The sequence below is a fragment of the Mesorhizobium sp. M0778 genome (assembly GCF_040320105.1).
Taxonomy (GTDB): domain Bacteria; phylum Pseudomonadota; class Alphaproteobacteria; order Rhizobiales; family Rhizobiaceae; genus Mesorhizobium.
Map to the genome: position 1 here is coordinate 22,833 of NZ_JAMYPA010000029.1, position 17,003 is coordinate 39,835.

At 60.2% G+C, this 17,003-nt stretch carries 15 protein-coding genes and 2 pseudogenes; 5 read left to right on the plus strand and 12 right to left on the minus strand.

Translation table 11 applies throughout. The features are described from left to right. Positions 1 to 28 precede the first annotated feature (28 nt). Positions 29 to 775, minus strand: a complete 747-nt coding sequence (locus NKI22_RS28055; RefSeq protein ID WP_352959255.1) for a Crp/Fnr family transcriptional regulator — start codon at positions 773 to 775, stop codon at positions 29 to 31. A 154-nt stretch (positions 776 to 929) separates the two neighbouring features. On the opposite strand from NKI22_RS28055, the gene hemN reads away from it, so the two are divergent. Further along, positions 930 to 2,279 carry an oxygen-independent coproporphyrinogen III oxidase gene (hemN, locus tag NKI22_RS28060; protein WP_352959257.1) on the plus strand — a complete coding sequence of 450 codons (1,350 nt, stop codon included), beginning with the start codon at positions 930 to 932 and terminating at the stop codon, positions 2,277 to 2,279. Between the two features lie 558 nt (positions 2,280 to 2,837). Here the strand turns inward: hemN and queE are convergent. The 3 genes from queE to queC are packed head-to-tail and all read right to left on the minus strand — an operon-like array spanning position 2,838 to position 4,623. After that, positions 2,838 to 3,572: a 7-carboxy-7-deazaguanine synthase QueE gene (gene queE, locus NKI22_RS28065; RefSeq protein WP_352959259.1), complete on the minus strand. Its 735-nt coding sequence runs from the start codon at positions 3,570 to 3,572 to the stop codon at positions 2,838 to 2,840. Beyond that, positions 3,569 to 3,925, minus strand: a complete 357-nt coding sequence (queD, locus tag NKI22_RS28070) for a 6-carboxytetrahydropterin synthase QueD (RefSeq protein ID WP_023722053.1) — start codon at positions 3,923 to 3,925, stop codon at positions 3,569 to 3,571. The genes queE and queD overlap by 4 nt, the downstream gene beginning before the upstream one ends. Continuing rightward, positions 3,925 to 4,623 (minus strand): 7-cyano-7-deazaguanine synthase QueC, encoded by a 699-nt coding sequence (gene queC, locus NKI22_RS28075; RefSeq protein WP_352959261.1) that lies wholly within the window; start codon positions 4,621 to 4,623, stop codon positions 3,925 to 3,927. The genes queD and queC overlap by 1 nt, the downstream gene beginning before the upstream one ends. A 612-nt stretch (positions 4,624 to 5,235) precedes the next feature. On the opposite strand from queC, the gene NKI22_RS28080 reads away from it, so the two are divergent. Further along, positions 5,236 to 5,625, plus strand: coding sequence for a hypothetical protein (locus tag NKI22_RS28080; RefSeq protein WP_023679620.1), 390 nt, complete (start codon positions 5,236 to 5,238; stop codon positions 5,623 to 5,625). A gap of 1,134 nt (positions 5,626 to 6,759) precedes the next feature. Here the strand turns inward: NKI22_RS28080 and NKI22_RS28085 are convergent. Together NKI22_RS28085 and glmS are read right to left on the minus strand one after the other, a co-directional pair. Continuing rightward, positions 6,760 to 7,014, minus strand: coding sequence for a helix-turn-helix domain-containing protein (locus NKI22_RS28085; RefSeq protein WP_031212627.1), 255 nt, complete (start codon positions 7,012 to 7,014; stop codon positions 6,760 to 6,762). 717 nt (positions 7,015 to 7,731) lie between these two features. After that, complete coding sequence (gene glmS / locus NKI22_RS28090; protein ID WP_023679615.1) at positions 7,732 to 9,555, minus strand: glutamine--fructose-6-phosphate transaminase (isomerizing); 1,824 nt, start codon at positions 9,553 to 9,555, stop codon at positions 7,732 to 7,734. 337 nt (positions 9,556 to 9,892) lie between these two features. Here glmS and NKI22_RS28095 point away from each other — a divergent pair, with 337 nt between their 5' ends. Next, positions 9,893 to 10,183: a hypothetical protein gene (locus tag NKI22_RS28095; RefSeq protein ID WP_352572085.1), complete on the plus strand. Its 291-nt coding sequence runs from the start codon at positions 9,893 to 9,895 to the stop codon at positions 10,181 to 10,183. Between the two features lie 249 nt (positions 10,184 to 10,432). On the opposite strand, the pseudogene NKI22_RS28100 reads toward NKI22_RS28095, so the two are convergent. Further along, positions 10,433 to 11,773, minus strand: a pseudogene (locus NKI22_RS28100) (IS1380 family transposase). Positions 11,774 to 12,546: 773 nt separating this feature from the next. Here NKI22_RS28100 and NKI22_RS28105 point away from each other — a divergent pair. Together NKI22_RS28105 and NKI22_RS28110 are read left to right on the plus strand one after the other, a co-directional pair. Beyond that, the gene (locus NKI22_RS28105; RefSeq protein ID WP_352595639.1) at positions 12,547 to 12,822 is read left to right on the plus strand and encodes an acyl carrier protein; all 276 of its coding nucleotides are present in this window, start codon (positions 12,547 to 12,549) and stop codon (positions 12,820 to 12,822) included. Further along, positions 12,823 to 14,028: a beta-ketoacyl-[acyl-carrier-protein] synthase family protein gene (locus tag NKI22_RS28110; RefSeq protein WP_352959264.1), complete on the plus strand. Its 1,206-nt coding sequence runs from the start codon at positions 12,823 to 12,825 to the stop codon at positions 14,026 to 14,028. Here NKI22_RS28110 and NKI22_RS28115 read toward each other — a convergent pair. The 5 genes and pseudogenes from NKI22_RS28115 to NKI22_RS28135 all read right to left on the minus strand — a co-directional run. After that, positions 14,015 to 14,179: pseudogene (locus NKI22_RS28115) on the minus strand (LysR family transcriptional regulator); the annotation flags it as partial. The gene NKI22_RS28110 and the pseudogene NKI22_RS28115 overlap by 14 nt on opposite strands. A 467-nt stretch (positions 14,180 to 14,646) precedes the next feature. After that, positions 14,647 to 15,057: a DNA -binding domain-containing protein gene (locus NKI22_RS28120; RefSeq protein ID WP_084643024.1), complete on the minus strand. Its 411-nt coding sequence runs from the start codon at positions 15,055 to 15,057 to the stop codon at positions 14,647 to 14,649. A 58-nt stretch (positions 15,058 to 15,115) separates the two neighbouring features. Beyond that, positions 15,116 to 15,490, minus strand: a complete 375-nt coding sequence (locus NKI22_RS28125) for a transcriptional regulator domain-containing protein (RefSeq protein ID WP_352959266.1) — start codon at positions 15,488 to 15,490, stop codon at positions 15,116 to 15,118. Next, positions 15,487 to 16,137: an acyl-homoserine-lactone synthase gene (locus NKI22_RS28130; protein ID WP_352959268.1), complete on the minus strand. Its 651-nt coding sequence runs from the start codon at positions 16,135 to 16,137 to the stop codon at positions 15,487 to 15,489. The genes NKI22_RS28125 and NKI22_RS28130 overlap by 4 nt, the downstream gene beginning before the upstream one ends. 135 nt (positions 16,138 to 16,272) lie before the next feature. Continuing rightward, positions 16,273 to 16,956 carry a LuxR family transcriptional regulator gene (locus tag NKI22_RS28135; protein ID WP_352959270.1) on the minus strand — a complete coding sequence of 228 codons (684 nt, stop codon included), beginning with the start codon at positions 16,954 to 16,956 and terminating at the stop codon, positions 16,273 to 16,275. Positions 16,957 to 17,003: the final 47 nt, after the last annotated feature.

Genomic DNA, 17,003 nt, shown 5'->3' on the forward strand with positions numbered 1-17,003 from the left:
GACGTAGGCCATGCAGCTTCGGTGTCATTCAAACGGCGGTTGCGCCTCGGCCGCCGCAGCGCCGTTCCAGCCGGCTCATGCTGTCCACGGTGACACGGCGGTTGTTCTCGATCCGAATCACGCCGTCCATTCTCAGGCTGGTCAGCTGACGGCTCACGGTCTCGTTTGTAATTCCAAGGAAATCAGAGATGTCGGCACGCGTCATCGGCAGCTCGAAGCACGCCGACCTAGCCGCCGGGTCAACACTGGAACCGATGTTCCGGGCGATCATGAGGAGAAAGCTCGCCACCTTCTCCGGTGCGGTCTTGCGCCCCAGAGTCACCATCCATTCGCGTGCCTCGTCGAGTTCGTTCAGCGCCTGCTTGAGCAGGCGATACACAAATTCCGGTGATTCCTTCATCATCCGTTCGATGGCCGCTCTCGGAAACGAGCATAGCGAGACAGCTGTTGCCGCTTCCGCATTGATCGCGCTTTTCATCTTGAAGGGCCGTCCCAGAAAATCCGGCGCGAACTGGAGACCGACGATCTGCTGGCGGCCGTCCGAAAGGCTCTTCGTGAGCTTCACCACGCCTGAAAGCAGGTTTGAATAACAGTCGACCGCCTCGGCGTCGCCGATCAGTTCGACCCCCGGCTCGATATTGTGCCGCGACGACGTCTTGGCGAGCTGAGCCAAATGGTCTGGTTCGAGCGCACCACAGACACCGCGGTGCCGTGCCTCGCAAGACAGGCAAAGAACGGGAATGCCGGAACTGTGAATGTCCTGCCGTAATGTCATTCGATCGCTCTACCGGTCCAGTGCGGGCAGGATAGCAATCGACGGTAGAAAAATCCTTGCGGCAGTTTGTCCGTGCTGAAGGTTGATCGAAATCAGGGCTTAGGCTCATCCAAGCATCCACAGTTCCGGCGACGCAAACACGGTGGACCACGACATGCGACTGGAGCTAGCTGCCAGACTTGGCGAGAACGTCCCGCGCTATACCAGTTATCCGACAGCGCCGCATTTTCATACAGGCATTGATGCTGCAATTTGTCGTGGCTGGCTGCAGGCGCTCAACGATGGCGATGAGATCTCGCTCTATCTGCACATCCCGTATTGCGACAAGCTTTGCTGGTTCTGCGCTTGCCATACCAAGCAGACACGCCACTACGAACCAGTGACCACATATCTGCGCTCACTGGATGCCGAGATCGCCACCGTCTCCAGTCTTGTCGCAGGCAAGGGCCGCGTGCGTGCCGTCCATTTCGGCGGCGGTTCGCCAACGATGCTCAAACCGGAGGATCTGGTGGCGCTGGGAACCGTCCTGCGCAACAGCTTCACGTTTCTGCCCGGTGCAAAGATCAGCGTTGAGATCGAACCCAACGATATGGACGATGCCCGCCTCGATGCACTTGCCGAAATCGGCATGACCCGTGCGAGCCTCGGCGTCCAGGATTTCGACCCGAAAGTGCAGAAAGCGATCAACCGCGAGCAGAGCTTTTTGCAGACCAAGACGGTTGTTGATGGCGTTCGTTCGCGCGGCGTCGAATCCGTCAATTTCGATCTGCTCTACGGCCTGCCGCATCAGACCAGGGAGAGCGTCGCCTCCACGGTTGCACAGGCACTGACCCTGGAACCGGATCGGATCGCGCTTTTTGGCTACGCCCATGTGCCGTGGTTCAAGAAACATCAGACGATGATCGACGAGGCATGGCTGCCGGGTCCGGCGGAGCGGTTTGCCCAATCGCAACTGGCGGCGCGGGCGATCATGGACCAGGGATACGAAGCAATCGGGCTCGACCATTTCGCCAAGCCGGGCGATGCCCTCGCGCTTGCCGCCCGCGCCGGAACACTGCACCGGAACTTCCAAGGCTACACCGAGGACCGCTACGAGACCTTGATCGGCCTCGGCCCATCGTCCATCAGCCAGTTTCGCCAGGGCTATGCACAGAACATGCCTTCGACCGCCGAGTATGGGCGCATGGTCGAAGACGGCGGGCTGGCTGCGGTCCGCGGCATTGCGCTTTCCGAAGACGACCGCGTTCGCGGCTGGATCATCGAGCGATTGATGTGTGACTTCGCCTTCTCGGCGATTGAGCTGGTGGAGCGCTTTGGCGAAGCCGGCCAAAGACTTCTCCTCAAGGCGAGTTCCACGGCCCTCCAGGATCCTGCGCGGTTGCTTGAACTTGATGGTGACCGCTTCGTCGTGCCTGCGGAAAGCCGGCCCTTTGTCAGGAGCATCGCGGCAAAGTTCGACAAATATTTAGAAATTGGAACGGCCAGGCACTCAGCGGCAGTCTGAGCACCGCAGAGGAACGGTCATGGTTCTCAGTCGATCGTGAACCGATTGCGCTACGTTTTTCACTGTTGACCGGCGACCGTCGTGTCAAGACAGGATTCGGAGCGGACCAGACGCGTCTTGGCATAGCGACGATATCGTCCGGTCGTGCCTTCCGGCGCCGTATTCCATTTCGCAGTCCCTGAAGCGCCACGTCGAGTCCGGCCTCTTTTCTGTATCGGAAGCAGTCGACAATCGTCCTGGCCAGATCATGGTTGTCGGCCGACAGCTCCCTTCGGCCTTGCAACGAGAATCCGCAAGGACCGTGCCAGCTGCAGCAGGCGCCGCCGGATCGCAACACCATACTATTCCACCCGTGGCTCGCGCTAACCTTTGATTGGTTCCCGCCAGGCCGACGCCCGTCGAAACCGAGCCTCGGCAACAATCCTAATCGTAAGCGGCTGGCCACGCTCTTGGTGCCGGTGGCAGAAGTCCGCAAGCACCCCGGCAGCGCCGTCAAGCGTGGACAACCCGTCCACCCGAATATTCGTCGGCACAGTTTCAGTGAAAAGCGGGCCTAGGCTACACAGCTCTCTTGTTACCCCAGAGCATAACGTGCAGCTGCGGCAGCACACGGGCTTCGAACCACCTGTCGCAGGTCACGCTATCAACCAGCCACTCCATGCGCTTCAATATTCCGTCAAGGTCGACAGGCGCGTCTTCATTTGCGGGGCGTGGCGGCGTGTGATTGCCGGGTTGCAGATAGATCGGAAGCCGCGGAAATCTCGCAGCGGCGTCTTTCGCGTAGGCGTAGTCACTTTCGTCGAAAACAATGAGCTTGAGCACGACTTGCGGCCTGCCTTGTGCCGCCTGGAGGCACGCCTCGAAAGCGGCCCAATCGGTCGTCATTTGGCTTGACGGCGGCTTTGGGCTGAGGACTAGCACGTCAAGGTCGGCAAACCAGTCCCTGGCCACCGAACCTTGGGTTTCCAGCGCAAAACGGTAACCTTCACCATGGCCTCGCTCGATGAGCGCGCCGAGCGGCTGGATGGCCGGATTGCCGCCTGACAGCGATACCATCAGCGGGCGGCCACCGGAAAGCGCAAGCACGTTTTGCCACACCGCGCCAATGGACATCATCTCCCATTCATGGCGGAATTGATTGTCCACCGCATGCAGGCTGTCGCACCAGGAACAGCGATAGTCACACCCGCCGGTTCTGACGAAGACCGTCGGCAAACCGATGAGCACGCCCTCGCCCTGGATCGTCGGCCCGAAAATCTCACTCACGCGGATTGCGGGATGCGTATCGGTCATGGCCGGTATTCCGCCCAGGTTTTCGGCGTTTCGCTCACCCGCACGGCCGAGGTTTCGCGCAGGCGTGCCTTGCACCATTCATAAAAATGTCTGGCCAGATATTCCGCCGTGACTTGCTCATGTCCCAGCACGTCGTTGAGATGTCGATGGTCGAAGCTCTCGTCGATGTAGCGTTTGAATGGCGCCAAATCGTGATAGTCGCGCACGAAGCCGTTGTCGTTCAGTCCATTCGCTGAAAGCTCCACTTCAACGATGTAGTTATGCCCGTGCAGGCGCGCGCATTGGTGATCGGGTGGCAACGAGGTGAGCTGATGCGAGGCTGAGAAGTGGAATTCCTTGGTGATGCGGAACATTACGCGGTCCTCCTTCGCAGCGCATCGAGCCAGAAGTCGGAGTCCTCGTAGTCGGTGGGGTCCGGCTGCCCAGAGAGATGAAACGCCTCGCGCCGCTCGACGCAGGTCCCGCACCTCCCGCAGTGACGCTCGGCGCCCTTGTAGCAGGACCAGGTCTGCGCAAACGGCGTGCCGTATGCTGCTCCATTCCTAACAATGTCCGCCTTCGTGAGATTCACATAGGGTGCATAAATGCGAATCTCCGCGTAGCCGTCGAGCGCGTGGTCCTGCATCATCTGGAAAGCGTCGATGAAGGCCGGACGGCAGTCGGGATAAATGAAATGATCCCCACCATGCACGGCCGTCGCCACCGCCTCAGCGCCGTGTGCTGCGGCGAAGCCGAAGGCAATGGCCAACATGATGGCGTTCCGGTTCGGCACTACCGTGACCTTCATCGTGTCTTCGGCGTAGTGCCCGTCGGGCACGTCCACATTATCGGTCAGCGCGGAGCCGGAAAGGCCGCCGCCGATCTCGTGGATGTCGATGATGCGGTGCGGGATGCTCAGTCGCTCCGCGCAAAGGGCGGCGAAGCCCAATTCCTTCCTATGCCGTTGGCCGTAATCGAAAGATAGGAGGCCGGCGAGTTCGTGCTCCGCTGCCACCTTGTGAGCAAGGGTAACGGAGTCCAATCCGCCGGAGCAGACGACGAGAGTCTTCATTTTTGGGTCCTTGTTTTAACCGGGTAGGCTGCGACCGGAGATTTCTCTGCGCTCCCAGTACTTCAGGAAATCCATTTTGTGAAGTGAACGGGGGACGAGTTTCATGCGCTGGCGTGCCGCTGTGTGCAAGGCGCCCTCGCGGTGAGCCTGCAAGGAACACGGACTAGCGAAACGTCACGCTTCAGCGGAATGCTCAAAGGCGAGCGCACCGGAATATGCTCTGCAGGAGGTCCGGACCTTCGTAAACAAAGTTCTCGACGATCAAGCGCCCGGCGGTCCCGAGCTTCGAGGGACGCCAGCGCGAGGGTTTCAGGTACAAGACGGCCCGAGGATGGGCTTGCCGCAAGAGAACGGACTTACCAGTGGGATGTTCAGCGACGCCGATGCAGATGTCTGGAATGATCACGACATCAATTGTCGCGGCAACTTTGGCTGGCCTGCTCCTCGGGTTCCGTAGTTCCAGCGCATTCCGCTTCAGGATCGGTTCGAACCGGAGCACGCCCTCGGTCAATGGACTGACCGGCAAACCCTGAATGATCGGTCGTGAGCCGACATCTGTGAACAAGCGGTGTGGTCGATTGCTATCACCCATGTGTTGCGCGCAGGTACCTTATGGCAGTGGATGAACTGGATTTGATGGTTTTACGGCTGGCGGTCGAAAGCGTCCGCTCGCTCTCCTTAAGCTTCGCTGAAAAGGCCGCCGAGGTAGCCACCAGGAGCCGCGGCATCCTGCTTTTCGACGTGCGGGTCGACGGTGACGCGGAGGTCCAGCGGGTCGCAGCCATCCGATATCAGGGCGACCAGATCGGCGTGCTGGCGTTGGACAGACAGGGTCTTGTTACCCATCAGTGCATCGTCAACGGTACGTTCTCACATTTCACTACGCCCTTGGAGAACTGGCACAGCATGCCCCTGTCGATGCAGGCCAAGATCGATGCCAACGGCCATGCCAGTCTCTTCCTAGGGGCCTTGCGAAATGCCGGACATTTGCTGGGCAGCTAGCATTTGGCTAGAATGCATCTGTGAATTTTTGCATGCGCATCGCTGCCGCGGCGGTCGCGGCAAAGCGATCGCCGCGATGATGGCGATCAACGCGCGGGCGTTGCATCGATGCGCGATCGTTTAGACAGAGGTCTCCGCCTGGCATCGAGCAACATGCACGGAGGACGCAAAGCGCAAATGCATCAAGTATTTGAAGGGACGAGCCCCTCGCGCAAATGGAGCTTGCGCTGCCGTTGTCATTCCATCGTGCCGCCGAACTCGGGGGCGTGACGATCGACCACGACGGCCTATTTTTTTGCAAAGCCGAATGTCCCGATTCCGAAGCCACGAAAATCCGATCACAGCGAAGAATAGTAACAACACGGGCGACGCAAGCCGCCTTGCCGTAGCAGGGGAGGTGCTTGCGGTGCTCTCACCGACACCAGATCGCAAATGGCACATGGGTGAGCACCAGAACTGGCGACACCCATGGTGATCGGCTGGACTCGCTGGAGGAAGCACAAGGCTCAGCGGGCAGAGGCGCAAGCGACGGTCGGACACTGGCTGGCTGCTCGGGATCTGATCGAGGCGTAGTCGGACAAGGAAGCGTAGTGCCCTACCTCGATGTTCCTAGAAGCGCGCCGGCAGCCTGGCGGGGGGCTTGGGGTTAGACTGCCGGCGCACGCCACTCATGAAGAGCGGCCCCTTTTTGCTGTTCCGACACCCATAGTCAACCCGGCAGCGTCTGGATGCCCCCTGTGCTCTTTTCAGAGCGGCGCGCGATGCCGGCCATGTCGGCCGATCCTGCCTAGTCTAGGATGGGGGGCCACTCTCGTCGGCCGAGTTGATGCTCCAGCCAGTATCGCCTTGCCGACCAGCATGAGTTCGCTGTTAGCAATCCATCGTCGCGAGCCGATGCTATCGTGCACGTGTCGCAGCACTCCGGGCGGCTATATCGCCTAAGACAGCATGACGAAGCGTTCCAACTTCCTGTTCGGCGAGCCCGTGTGCAGTTCCATCGGACAGTGGACGAGAATTCTCTTGGCGGTACTGCGCCAGAAGGCATTCGCGTCCAACGGAATCAAGCGACGACTATCAGCCGCAAACTTCACATCACAAGAGCGGTCTTCCACCCATTGCAGATTATCCGACTGATCAGGCGGCGTCCGATATGTCCGCCTCTGCCTCAAGAATTCCCACAGGTATGGACAGCGATCTTGCTATCCGATCCCGATAGCCCTTGTTGTACCTCACACCCCGCTCGATGTTTTGGATTTCCTCAGCGGCAAGCCCGCACGCCACCGCGAGGTCCTCGATTGAATACCCAAGGTGCTCACGATAAGCGCGGATGATGTGGGTCCCCTGCGACATAGCCGTCAAGACTGGCTCGGGAATGCGCGAATCCTTCATAAACATCTCCAAGAAGATGGGAGCGCCTGACAAATCGGGAGATTTCCTCCCCGACCCTGGCGCACACCCAGCAAATCAAAAAAATGGACGTCCATTCGGCCGGACCGGCCTCATCCATGGAATGGGCCACTTGAAATTGGCAGCCGGGTCGGAATATGGCGGCTCACCTGCTTCTGATCAAGTTCTAAGAACCTGCCCACCCTGAGATGGCCTGATCGGCTGTAGCGCATTCGACCTGCGATCCTACACGACTCACTCTCGCCGATGGCTTTCTTGAACAGCAACTCGAACTCCCCCTGACGCCTCCAGTGGCTATTCGCGGCACCGTCCACCCAGCCTCGCGGACGCTGATACCTAATTTCCACCGCCGATGCAGCGAAAGACGCGCTTGTGCTTGAATCACACATCGATCACCGCTGTTAACGAAATTTTTTAAGCCGCCGATGCTTGTTCGGAGACCGAAAGGATGGGGCGCCCGAGGAAACAGCCGAAAGGGCCGCGCGCTTTTGTGCTGACGTCGGCTTGAGCAAGCTCGATCCGGCTGCCCTGTGCAATCGCCCGACCGGCCGAAAAAAGGATGGCGATTGTCATGATGCGGCGACGGCGAGTTTCCCGAAATTGCAGCAAACAATGGTCATCTGGTTCATCCGGGCTTCGGATCCAGACAGGGGGTAGCGCTTTCGATGGACGAGCATCGCCACCTATAAAGGTTCGCAATCATTCGACCGTGACCGATTTTGCGAGATTGCGCGGCTGGTCTACATCTGTGCCCATGAAGAGCGCCGTGTGGTAGGCAAGAAGCTGTATCGGCAGCGAGAAGATCATCGGCGCGATAATCTCGTCGACAGCCGGCAGCACGAGCGTGTGCATAGTGTCGAGTTTCGATGCGGCTGCCCCTTTTTCATCGGTGATGAGGATAATCCGCCCTCCACGGGCAGCCACTTCCTGCATGTTGGAGACGGTCTTGTCGAAAAAGCGATCATGGGGCGCGATGACGATCACTGGCATGTTGTCGTCTATCAATGCGATCGGACCGTGCTTCAATTCACCCGCCGCATAGCCCTCGGCATGGATGTAGGAAATCTCCTTGAGCTTCAGCGCACCTTCCATCGCTAGCGGGAAACTGGTGCCACGGCCGAGATACAGGACGTCACGACACTTTGACAGTTCGCGCGACAGGAACTCGATCTCCGGCTGGATGCTGTTGAGTACCTGGCCCATGACGCGCGGCACTTCGGCGAGGCTCCTGACGAGCGCCTGCAGCTCGTCTTCGGTTACGGTCCCGCGGGCTCTGGCGGCGCCGATGGCGAGTGCGGCTAGAACGGCAAGCTGGCAGGTAAACGCCTTGGTGGAGGCGACGCCGATCTCCGGTCCGGCAAGGATCGGGAAGACCGCATCGGCCTCCCGAGCGATGGTCGATTCGCAGGCATTGACGATAGCGCCAATTTTCAGCCCACGCTCCTTGCAGTACCTCAACGATGCGAGCGTATCGGCGGTTTCGCCGGACTGCGAAATGAAAAGAGCCGCCGACTGCGGCGACAACGGGATCTCGCGGTAACGGAATTCGGACGCAACGTCGATTTCAACCGTCAGGCGCGCGTAGCGCTCGAACCAGTATTTTCCGATCAGTCCGGCGAGATAGGCGGTCCCGCAGGCCGAGATCGCCAAGCTCGGGATCCTGGCGAAATCGATGCCAGAAACCATGTCGGCGCGATTCTCTATGATGTTGCTATAGTGACGGAGAGCATGGGCGATGACTTCGGGCTGCTCGCAGATTTCCTTCTCCATGAAGTGGCGATGATTGCCCTTGCTGGCCAGATCGGCCGCGGCCGTGGAGGTATGGCGCGGACGCTCGACGGGGTGGCCGTCGAAATCGAAGATATGGGCGCCCGAATTGCCGACAACGGCCCAGTCGCCCTCGATGAGATAGGTAATTTCATTGGTGAAGGGAGCGAGCGCGATCGCGTCGGAGCCCAGGAACATCTCGCCGTCGCCGTGACCGATCGCCAGCGGTGGTCCGTTGCGCGCCGCCATGATGGTCGACGGATCATCTTCGAAGAGGACGGCAAGCGCATAGGCGCCCCTGACGCGTTTCAGCATGGCACGCATCGCCTCTTGCCGCCTCATGCCCTCCCGGCGGTGTCTTGCCAAGAGATGCGCGACGACCTCGGTGTCGGTGTCGGTCTGGAACTCGGCGCCAGCCGCCGCCAATTCGTCCTTCAGCTCGGTGAAATTCTCGATGATCCCGTTATGGACGACGGCGACACCGTCGGTAAAGTGCGGGTGCGCATTGCGTTCCGTCGAGGCCCCATGGGTTGCCCAACGCGTATGGCCGATGCCGATGTTGCCGCTCAGCGGCTCTTCCTTCAGTCTCCTCTCTAGATTGACGAGCTTGCCCTCGGCGCGCCGGCGGTGCAAGGCACCTTCGGTGATCGTCGCAACGCCGGCGGAATCATAGCCGCGATATTCCAAACGCTTCAATGCGTCGACCAACCGATCCGACACCGGCTGTTGCCCAACGATGCCAACAATCCCGCACATGTTCGTCTTCCCATTGTTGCCGGCAGCTTCAGCCCACGCGAGACGGATACCCATCCGGCCGCTTTCATTGGGGATCTTGTAGTAGTATTCGGTAATATTGGTACAATTGATTGTAGGGATAACTATCATCCAGCCCATGGATGAGCCCCTGATCTAAACTTCTCGTTGCGCCTGACTCCTTCATGACCGAACGCAAGCCCACACCCCGCGGCACGAAGGAAACAATCGGCCATGCGCGACCATCCCGGCTACGCACCTGACACGAAGCGCCGCCGCTCGTGATCACGCGGTGATCGGCATGATCACAAGCACTGTAGTTAGGCAGCATCAGCGACGCATGATCGGCATCATCATCATCGGCAGCGTCGGCGCCGTCGGCATGATTCACGTGTTCGTCACGTTGATCATAATCATCGTCGCCGCCGATCCAGTTTCTGATTGCCTGCCGCTGTTGACGCGGCTTTCGCCGGTAGAGCTTAGCCCGCGATGGCCTATCAATACGCTCTTAGTCGGCATGGCCGAAACCGAGAGTCAGGCGGCGCACGCCACAGAGCACGTTCAGCGACCGTTTCACTCAGCGCCGGCTTTCTTGGGGTTCGTAACGGTCAACAGGATTCTCGGGGCATGAATGCACTATCACGAAAGCGTTGGTTCTCAGTGCTTCGTCCGTCTTACTCAAACCCGATTCCCGCAGCGGAAGAACTAGCCGCCTTGATGCACGGCGATAAGCTTTTGACGGCCTGAAGCGACGTTGTGGTCGCCGTTGCGGTGCTTTTCCACGCGCCTCGTCAGGCGCCGGGATTGCTCCGTCGTGATGGCAGGCGGGGGTTTGCAGGTTGCGGTCGACGGGTTCGTTTCGGGGCGTCTGCCCCCATCGTTATGTCGCGAGTTGGGGGATGCGATCGAGGAGGATGCGCAGGATGCGCTGGTCGGGGCACGATGTCGGCAGGTGCAGGCGGATTTGCGATTTCATCTCGACCACCCGCGCAGCGATTTTGATGAGGCGCAATCGCAGCGTGTCGAATTGGGCGACGGCAAAGCTCGAGCGCCTCGGCATCGCGGCCCGCAAGCCCCACATCAACCAGTAAGCACCGGCATGCAGGAATAGCCGGAACTAGTTGGCCGTCGCTCTGGTGCAGGATGTGCGGTCGGCGGCAAGATGCGTCTTCCACGACTTGATGTGGTTCTCGGCCGCGCCGCGCCGGCAGTAGACATCCTCGTAGAGCGCCTTGGCCTTCCCACCGGCAAGGTTGGTGACGACGAAGCGGATATCGCCACCTTGGGCGCCGACCTCGACCCGCGCCATGATGCGCCCGACGCGGCTCCAACTAGCGGCGCCGTCAACGAACTCCTTGAACCTGCGGACCTTGCCTGTCTTGGCCGACGCTTCGAAGCGCGCCGTCGTGCTGGCCTCCAGATCCGCGACATGCTTGCGCAGGGTCGTGGTGGGCGCGAGGCCAAAGATGAAGTCGACGTCGTTGGCGCGGCACCAGTCGATGCCCTGCGGGTTGCAATAATGGCTATCGCCGCGGAGCAGGATTCGAATGTTCGGCCAGTTGATCCGGATCGCCCGCACCAGACGGCGCAGGTGGGGGCGGATCTCAGCCCCACTCGGCCGCTTGGCCGGTCGCAGGATCGCGCTGACGAACCGTCCCGCACCATCGAACACGACGATCGGCTGGAAGCCGTACTCGTCATGGTGGGCATTGAACAGGCGAAGCTGTTGGCCTCCGTGCACAGCGTCGAAGGTGTCGTCAATGTCGAGTACGATCCGCTTCGGCACCTGCCGGAACGAGGCGCAATAGAGATCGACCATCGCCCGTCCCATCGCGACCAGCTCCCGCACGCCGGGTAGGTTCTCCAGCCGGCACAGCGTCGATTGCGACGCCAGATCCCGACCCAACGGCAGCGCATCCTGGGCCATCTTGAAGACCGGATCGCGGCGCAGCCGGTTGGCGTCGTTGCCGTCCTCGTAGCCGGCGGCGATCATCTTCATGCGAAAGCCGATCATGTCCGCCAGGCTGTAGACGACCTGGTCCGGGCAGCGCGGATCGTCGATGCAACGCGCCAGACGCTCGGCCACCCGCAACCGCTTTTCCACCTCGGCCAAGGCCAGAACGCCGCTGTTGGACGACAGCATGCCGCCGTCGAAACGGGCGACGACGGACTTGCCGCCGACTGATGACAAACCGCTCAGCGGCAGCGCAAGATCGTTCATGGTGGGTGTGGTCTCCGGGAAATGGTTCGGATCGGCTTAAGCAACCAAATCCTACGTCACTTCAACGGCTTGCGCCACATCCACCAACCCCCAATGAATTTGGTTAGGTTGATGCGGCGTGCCGCCGCCGTGAGGCCGCGCTCGCTCAGCAGCGCGTTGAGAACGACGAGAAGATTCAGATCGAGCCCTTGAAACGCATGTCTTAGCTATCAATAGCGTGGATGCATTTGATTGAAACAAACGATTTTACCAATTTTCCGGAATGTCGCATGGACTTGGCAGGACCTAACGTGCGCCGATCACTGCCTCTATCGCGTGGCGAGTCCCTTGAGAAGAGCCCGAAAGAGGAAATCTGTCGCGTGCGGTGGAGATTGTACTGGGAATGAGAGGCAGCGCTCCGATCATGTCGAACTCTCCGACGAATGGTGGACCGGTACAATAGTTGATCGCAATGGTCCGGAGCTATGAAACATCTCGATTACATATGAGGTGCCGAGTGAATACGCTGACAGCACCCACCGTCGCAGCGTTTAGCTGACGTTTGACGACGGTTCCTATCCATTTACACGCAGATTCTTGATGTGCTGGCGCAAAAGCGGGAGGCCGGCGACTTTTCTTCCTCATCGGGCTGACGCCGCAGAAGCCGGAACTCGTCCGGTTCCTATGGGCATTGGGCTTGGTCGGTCGCACAGGCTCTATGAGGGGCAATTTTGGCAACGCGACGCGACTCGGGTTTTGAACGACGCCGAAAACGCAAGCTGGAAAGGAACAAGATGGCAGATCAACTCGCCAACGAAATAATCGCCATGATCAAGAAGCGCGCCGCGTCGGAGGGCGGCATAGCGCCTGCCACGGGCGGCGAGATAACGGCTGCCACGCGACTGACTTCGCTCGGTATCGATTCACTGGGATTGGCGGACGTTCTCTGGGACCTGGAGCAGGCCTACGGCATCGAGATCGAGATGAATACGGCCGAGGCATGGTCGGATCTCCAGAATGTTGGGGACATGGTGGAAGCCGTGCGCAGCTTGCTCGCTAAGGGGGTGTGAATGGACAGGCGCGTCGTGATTACTGGGATTGGCGGGATTTGCGGGCTTGGGACCAACGCCGCCGCCATTTGGAGAGAGATGCGAGAAGGCCGCTCCGCCATCGGCCCAATCGTCAACTCCGAGCTCCATGAATTGAGGGTCAGGATCGGTGCCGAGATCAAGGCGCTGCCGGAGCATGACATCGACGGCAAGCAACTCATCTCCATGGACCGCTTCAGCCTGCTCGCTGTGCTTGCGGCGCGCGAAGCCATGCGTCAGGCCGGACTTTCCTCCAAAGAGGGAAATAGCTATCGCTTCGGTGCGACGGTGGGCGTTGGCGGCTGCGGGTGGGATGCGATCGAGCAAACCTACCGCGCCATCCTTCTGGGCGGTAAGCGTGCCGCTCTCTTGACTGTACCCAAGGCGATGCCGGGTGCCGCTGCCGGCCAGGTCAGCATGAGTCTCGGCCTGTGCGGGCCGGTCTTCGGCGTCACGTCCGCCTGTTCCTCGGCAAACCATGCGATTGCCTGCGCGGTGGACCAGATCAGGCTCGGCCGGGCCGACGTGATGCTTGCCGGCGGCAGCGAAGCGCCGCTCATATGGGGTGTGCTGAAGGCATGGGAAGCGATCCGCGTGCTTTCGCCCGATACTTGCCGGCCATTCTCGGCCGATCGCCAGGGCCTGTCGCTTGGTGAAGGCGCCGGCATGGCGGTGCTGGAAAGCTACGAGCATGCCCTGGCTCGGGGCGCCACCATCCTTGCCGAAATTGCCGGTGCCGGCCTTTCCGCCGATGCGTCCGACATCGTCGCGCCGACTGTCGAGGGGCCGGAGGCAGCAATGCGGGCCTGCCTTGCCGATGCCAGGCTGGACGCCGAGGATGTCGACTATCTCAACGCGCACGGCACCGGCACCAAGGCCAACGACCAGATCGAGACGGCGGCGATCAAGCGCGTCTTCGGTCAGCACGCCTTCTCAATGTCCATTTCTTCTACCAAGTCCATGCACGCGCATTGCCTCGGCGCGTCCGGCGCGCTCGAGTTGATCGCCTGCGTGATGGCTATCCGCGAGAGCGTCGTGCCGCCGACTGCCAATTATCGTGAGCTGGACCCCGATTGCGATCTCGACGTCACGCCCAATGTGGCACGCGAGCGCAAGGTGCGCGTGGCACTGAGCAACTCCTTCGCCTTTGGCGGCACGAACGCGGTTCTGGCGTTCAGGCAGGTGTAGAAGCCATGAGAGATGCCTCCGGCAACATTATCTCTCGCATCCAGATGCTTGCCGGATAACTATTGTGAAGGGCGGGTCATTGACCGCCTCGGCGAATGCGGGAAGTGGCAGCGGAAGCTCGACGATCCGGGGGTATCGTCTTTGCGAAATTCTTAACTGTTGAAGCGGCTTGGACGTACCGCCGCCCCGTAAAAGGTAAGCGAGGCCCTGCGGGCTCGGCTTGAGGGTCTGAAGCTGTACACGAATGTCTGGAAGCCGCAGGGTCGGCTCTGCGCCCGTTATAGTCGCCTGAGTGCTGCCGGCAAGAAGCCACCGGTGGTCATGGCCGAGATCGTGCATGAGATGGCCCCTTCTTGTGGACCATCGGGCGAGAGGTTTCACCATCATAGCGGTCTCGAACCAACGTGCGGCACAGCGCCGGGGGCGGAGCCACGGTGGGGAACTCCCGTCGGTGGTTATGTGGCCGAGCCAGTCCGCGCGGCGCCCTCTCCGATAGGGTTAGAAGGGTTCAGCTAGCTAGGCGCGTGTCACGTTTTGTATAAGGCACAATAGCAGTGAGAAATGGAGATTGATGCCTGCGCGTTTTCGAATAAGACAATCACCAAGCTGTCACCCGAATTACATCAGGAACTGTCTATAGCCGCCGCCCATCAGGTAGCGGCCACGTTGGATGGCGCGACGCACCTGATCGCGAAGATGGCTACCTGGATGAGACCAATCTTCTTCGACACGGCGTCTCCCGAACAGGGCAATGGCGATCTCCTGATGAGATGCTCCCGCAAGCGAGCCATCCAAAGCCTGGAGCACGATACGCAGACGCGCTCCGCGGGGTTCCGGCGGAAAGCAAGCAGCTGCCAGGCGGCCGCAACCATTGATGTCGTTCAGGAACTGAAGGGCAGCGACATGGAACTTCAGGTGCTGCGGCTGCACGATCGCGTCGACATATAGCCGCAACGGGCGGAGAACGGATGCACCGGAAAGGGCGATCTGCAGACTCCGGCAGTCCTCCCTCAGCAGCACGTGCTGCACGCCGGCAGGTGTCAGCAGGATGTCCTTGCAGCATGAGAGCGAAGGGAGATCAAGCGGTTCAAAATCGTGGTCGAGCCCAACCGGCTCCGCGGCCGCTCGTAGAATACGGGCGCAGTCGCGCGGATCCCAAAAGACCCTTGCCGACGTAGCGTCCGACTGTGGCGCGTCCGCGAAAAAGGAGGCTCCATTGTCTTAGGAAAGATGATCCTGTCGTCAACTCGATTATCTTCATGTCGGCCTGGGCTCCGACAATGCAGGCGGACGGTGCCATTTTGGCGTGGTCGCGCTGAAATTGTGGATTGCGCCGAAGAAACTCCCAGGCCCAGGCAGTGCGTGGCAATCGTCTGGCGTAGTGGTAAGCTTCGTGACGACGCCAGTCCGGCCAGCATTCAAGACCGACCGTCGCTTCCTTGGGGAGACCAGCATCCTTCACGGCTCAGGTGTCCACAATGCCGACGGGCCTAGAACCGGTTGCCACAGTACCGGTCCGCTCAGACGTCCCCTGCTGCGGATGCGCAAAAGGCTCGCGCGGGAAATCTCGAGAAACCCGGCCACCGCCTCCGTTTTGCCGACGGACTTGGGTTGTCCGATGCGCGACAATGGCCACGTCGCGAGGCGAAGGATCCGTTCCATGCGCGTATCCGTCACCGTTACTATCCGGGTCAGATCCTTGGCCAAGCCGAACTCGATCATGCCCGCGAAGAGCTCGTAGGTTGCCTGGGCCAGCCCGCCCGCTGCCTTGGGCGCCGACGGAGGGAGATCGAGCGCGAAACGACTGCTCTCCCATATGTCGGCAGTCGAGGGCATGACGTCAGCACCCAGCAGCACCGGGAACGTGTCGCGCAACATTGTGGGTCCGGTGCTGGGCACAAGACGCACGCAACCGCGAATTCGCCAGTCGGATCCCTTGAGGAGCAGATAGACAGGCTTCAGACCATCAAACCGGTCTGTTTCCATCTGGTCTTCGGTATCAACTTCCCAATCGAGCCTTTCCTTGAACACCCGAAACCTGAGCCCGTGCATCTCTTTGAGCTCGCTTGCGAACTCGTTGTAAAGGTCTGGTGTTATCAGCTGCATCATGGTCGCCTCCGTGCGGGATGTGTTCCCGCCATCGAAGGGCAAAGCTGGCAACGATGCAGCCTGTAGAGGTTTACAGCTATCGTGGCAGAAGAATCAGGATCTCGCCTGGCCGGAGGCAACCAGTCGTGCAACGGCCTAGTTGATCGTTCGAACGCCAAGCTTTGCCTTGGCGTTTTCCAGATGAAAGGTCACGGTGCGCTTTGAGACGCCGAGAAGCTGGCTGATAACCCAAGCCGACTTGCCGCGCGCCGCCCATTTCAGGCACTCGAACTCCCGCGGGGTGAGCGTTACACCATCCACCACGCGATCGTCGGCGAGCCTGCGCCGGACATGGATATGAAAGTTGATGGCCACCAGCTGCAATGCTTTTTCGTAACGTGTCAGTGACCGCAACAGAGGCGGACGGGACTCGTCGGAAGCAAAGGTCAGGGCAGCAAACCGGCCGCGATGATCATGCATGGACATCGTCAGGCCGCCGCGGATGCCAAACTCAGCCGCACTCTCCAGAATTTGTTGCTGCGAATTCGGCAGACAGTGCCGAGCGCGATCCACACCCCAATCGAAGGTATCCCAGCCTTGCAGCCCGCGCAGGATGACCGGATCAAGACTGTGGTACCGCTGTTGCAGATAACGTGATGTCCAGGATGATGGATAATTTGAGATCAATTGCGGGGCGTCGCCGGAGGCCGACGGGTAAGTGAAATAGGCGAATAGCGGAAAATCGAAGCCGGCTGCAGCGGATGCCATTGCCTCACGGAGATCGGCAGCATCAACACTTGCAGACAGTTGCTCGACGAAGTTCTCAAACACGCGATGCATTTGAGCTTTGCGTAACCTCCGTGATCGCTCGATGCCAGGCAGAGACC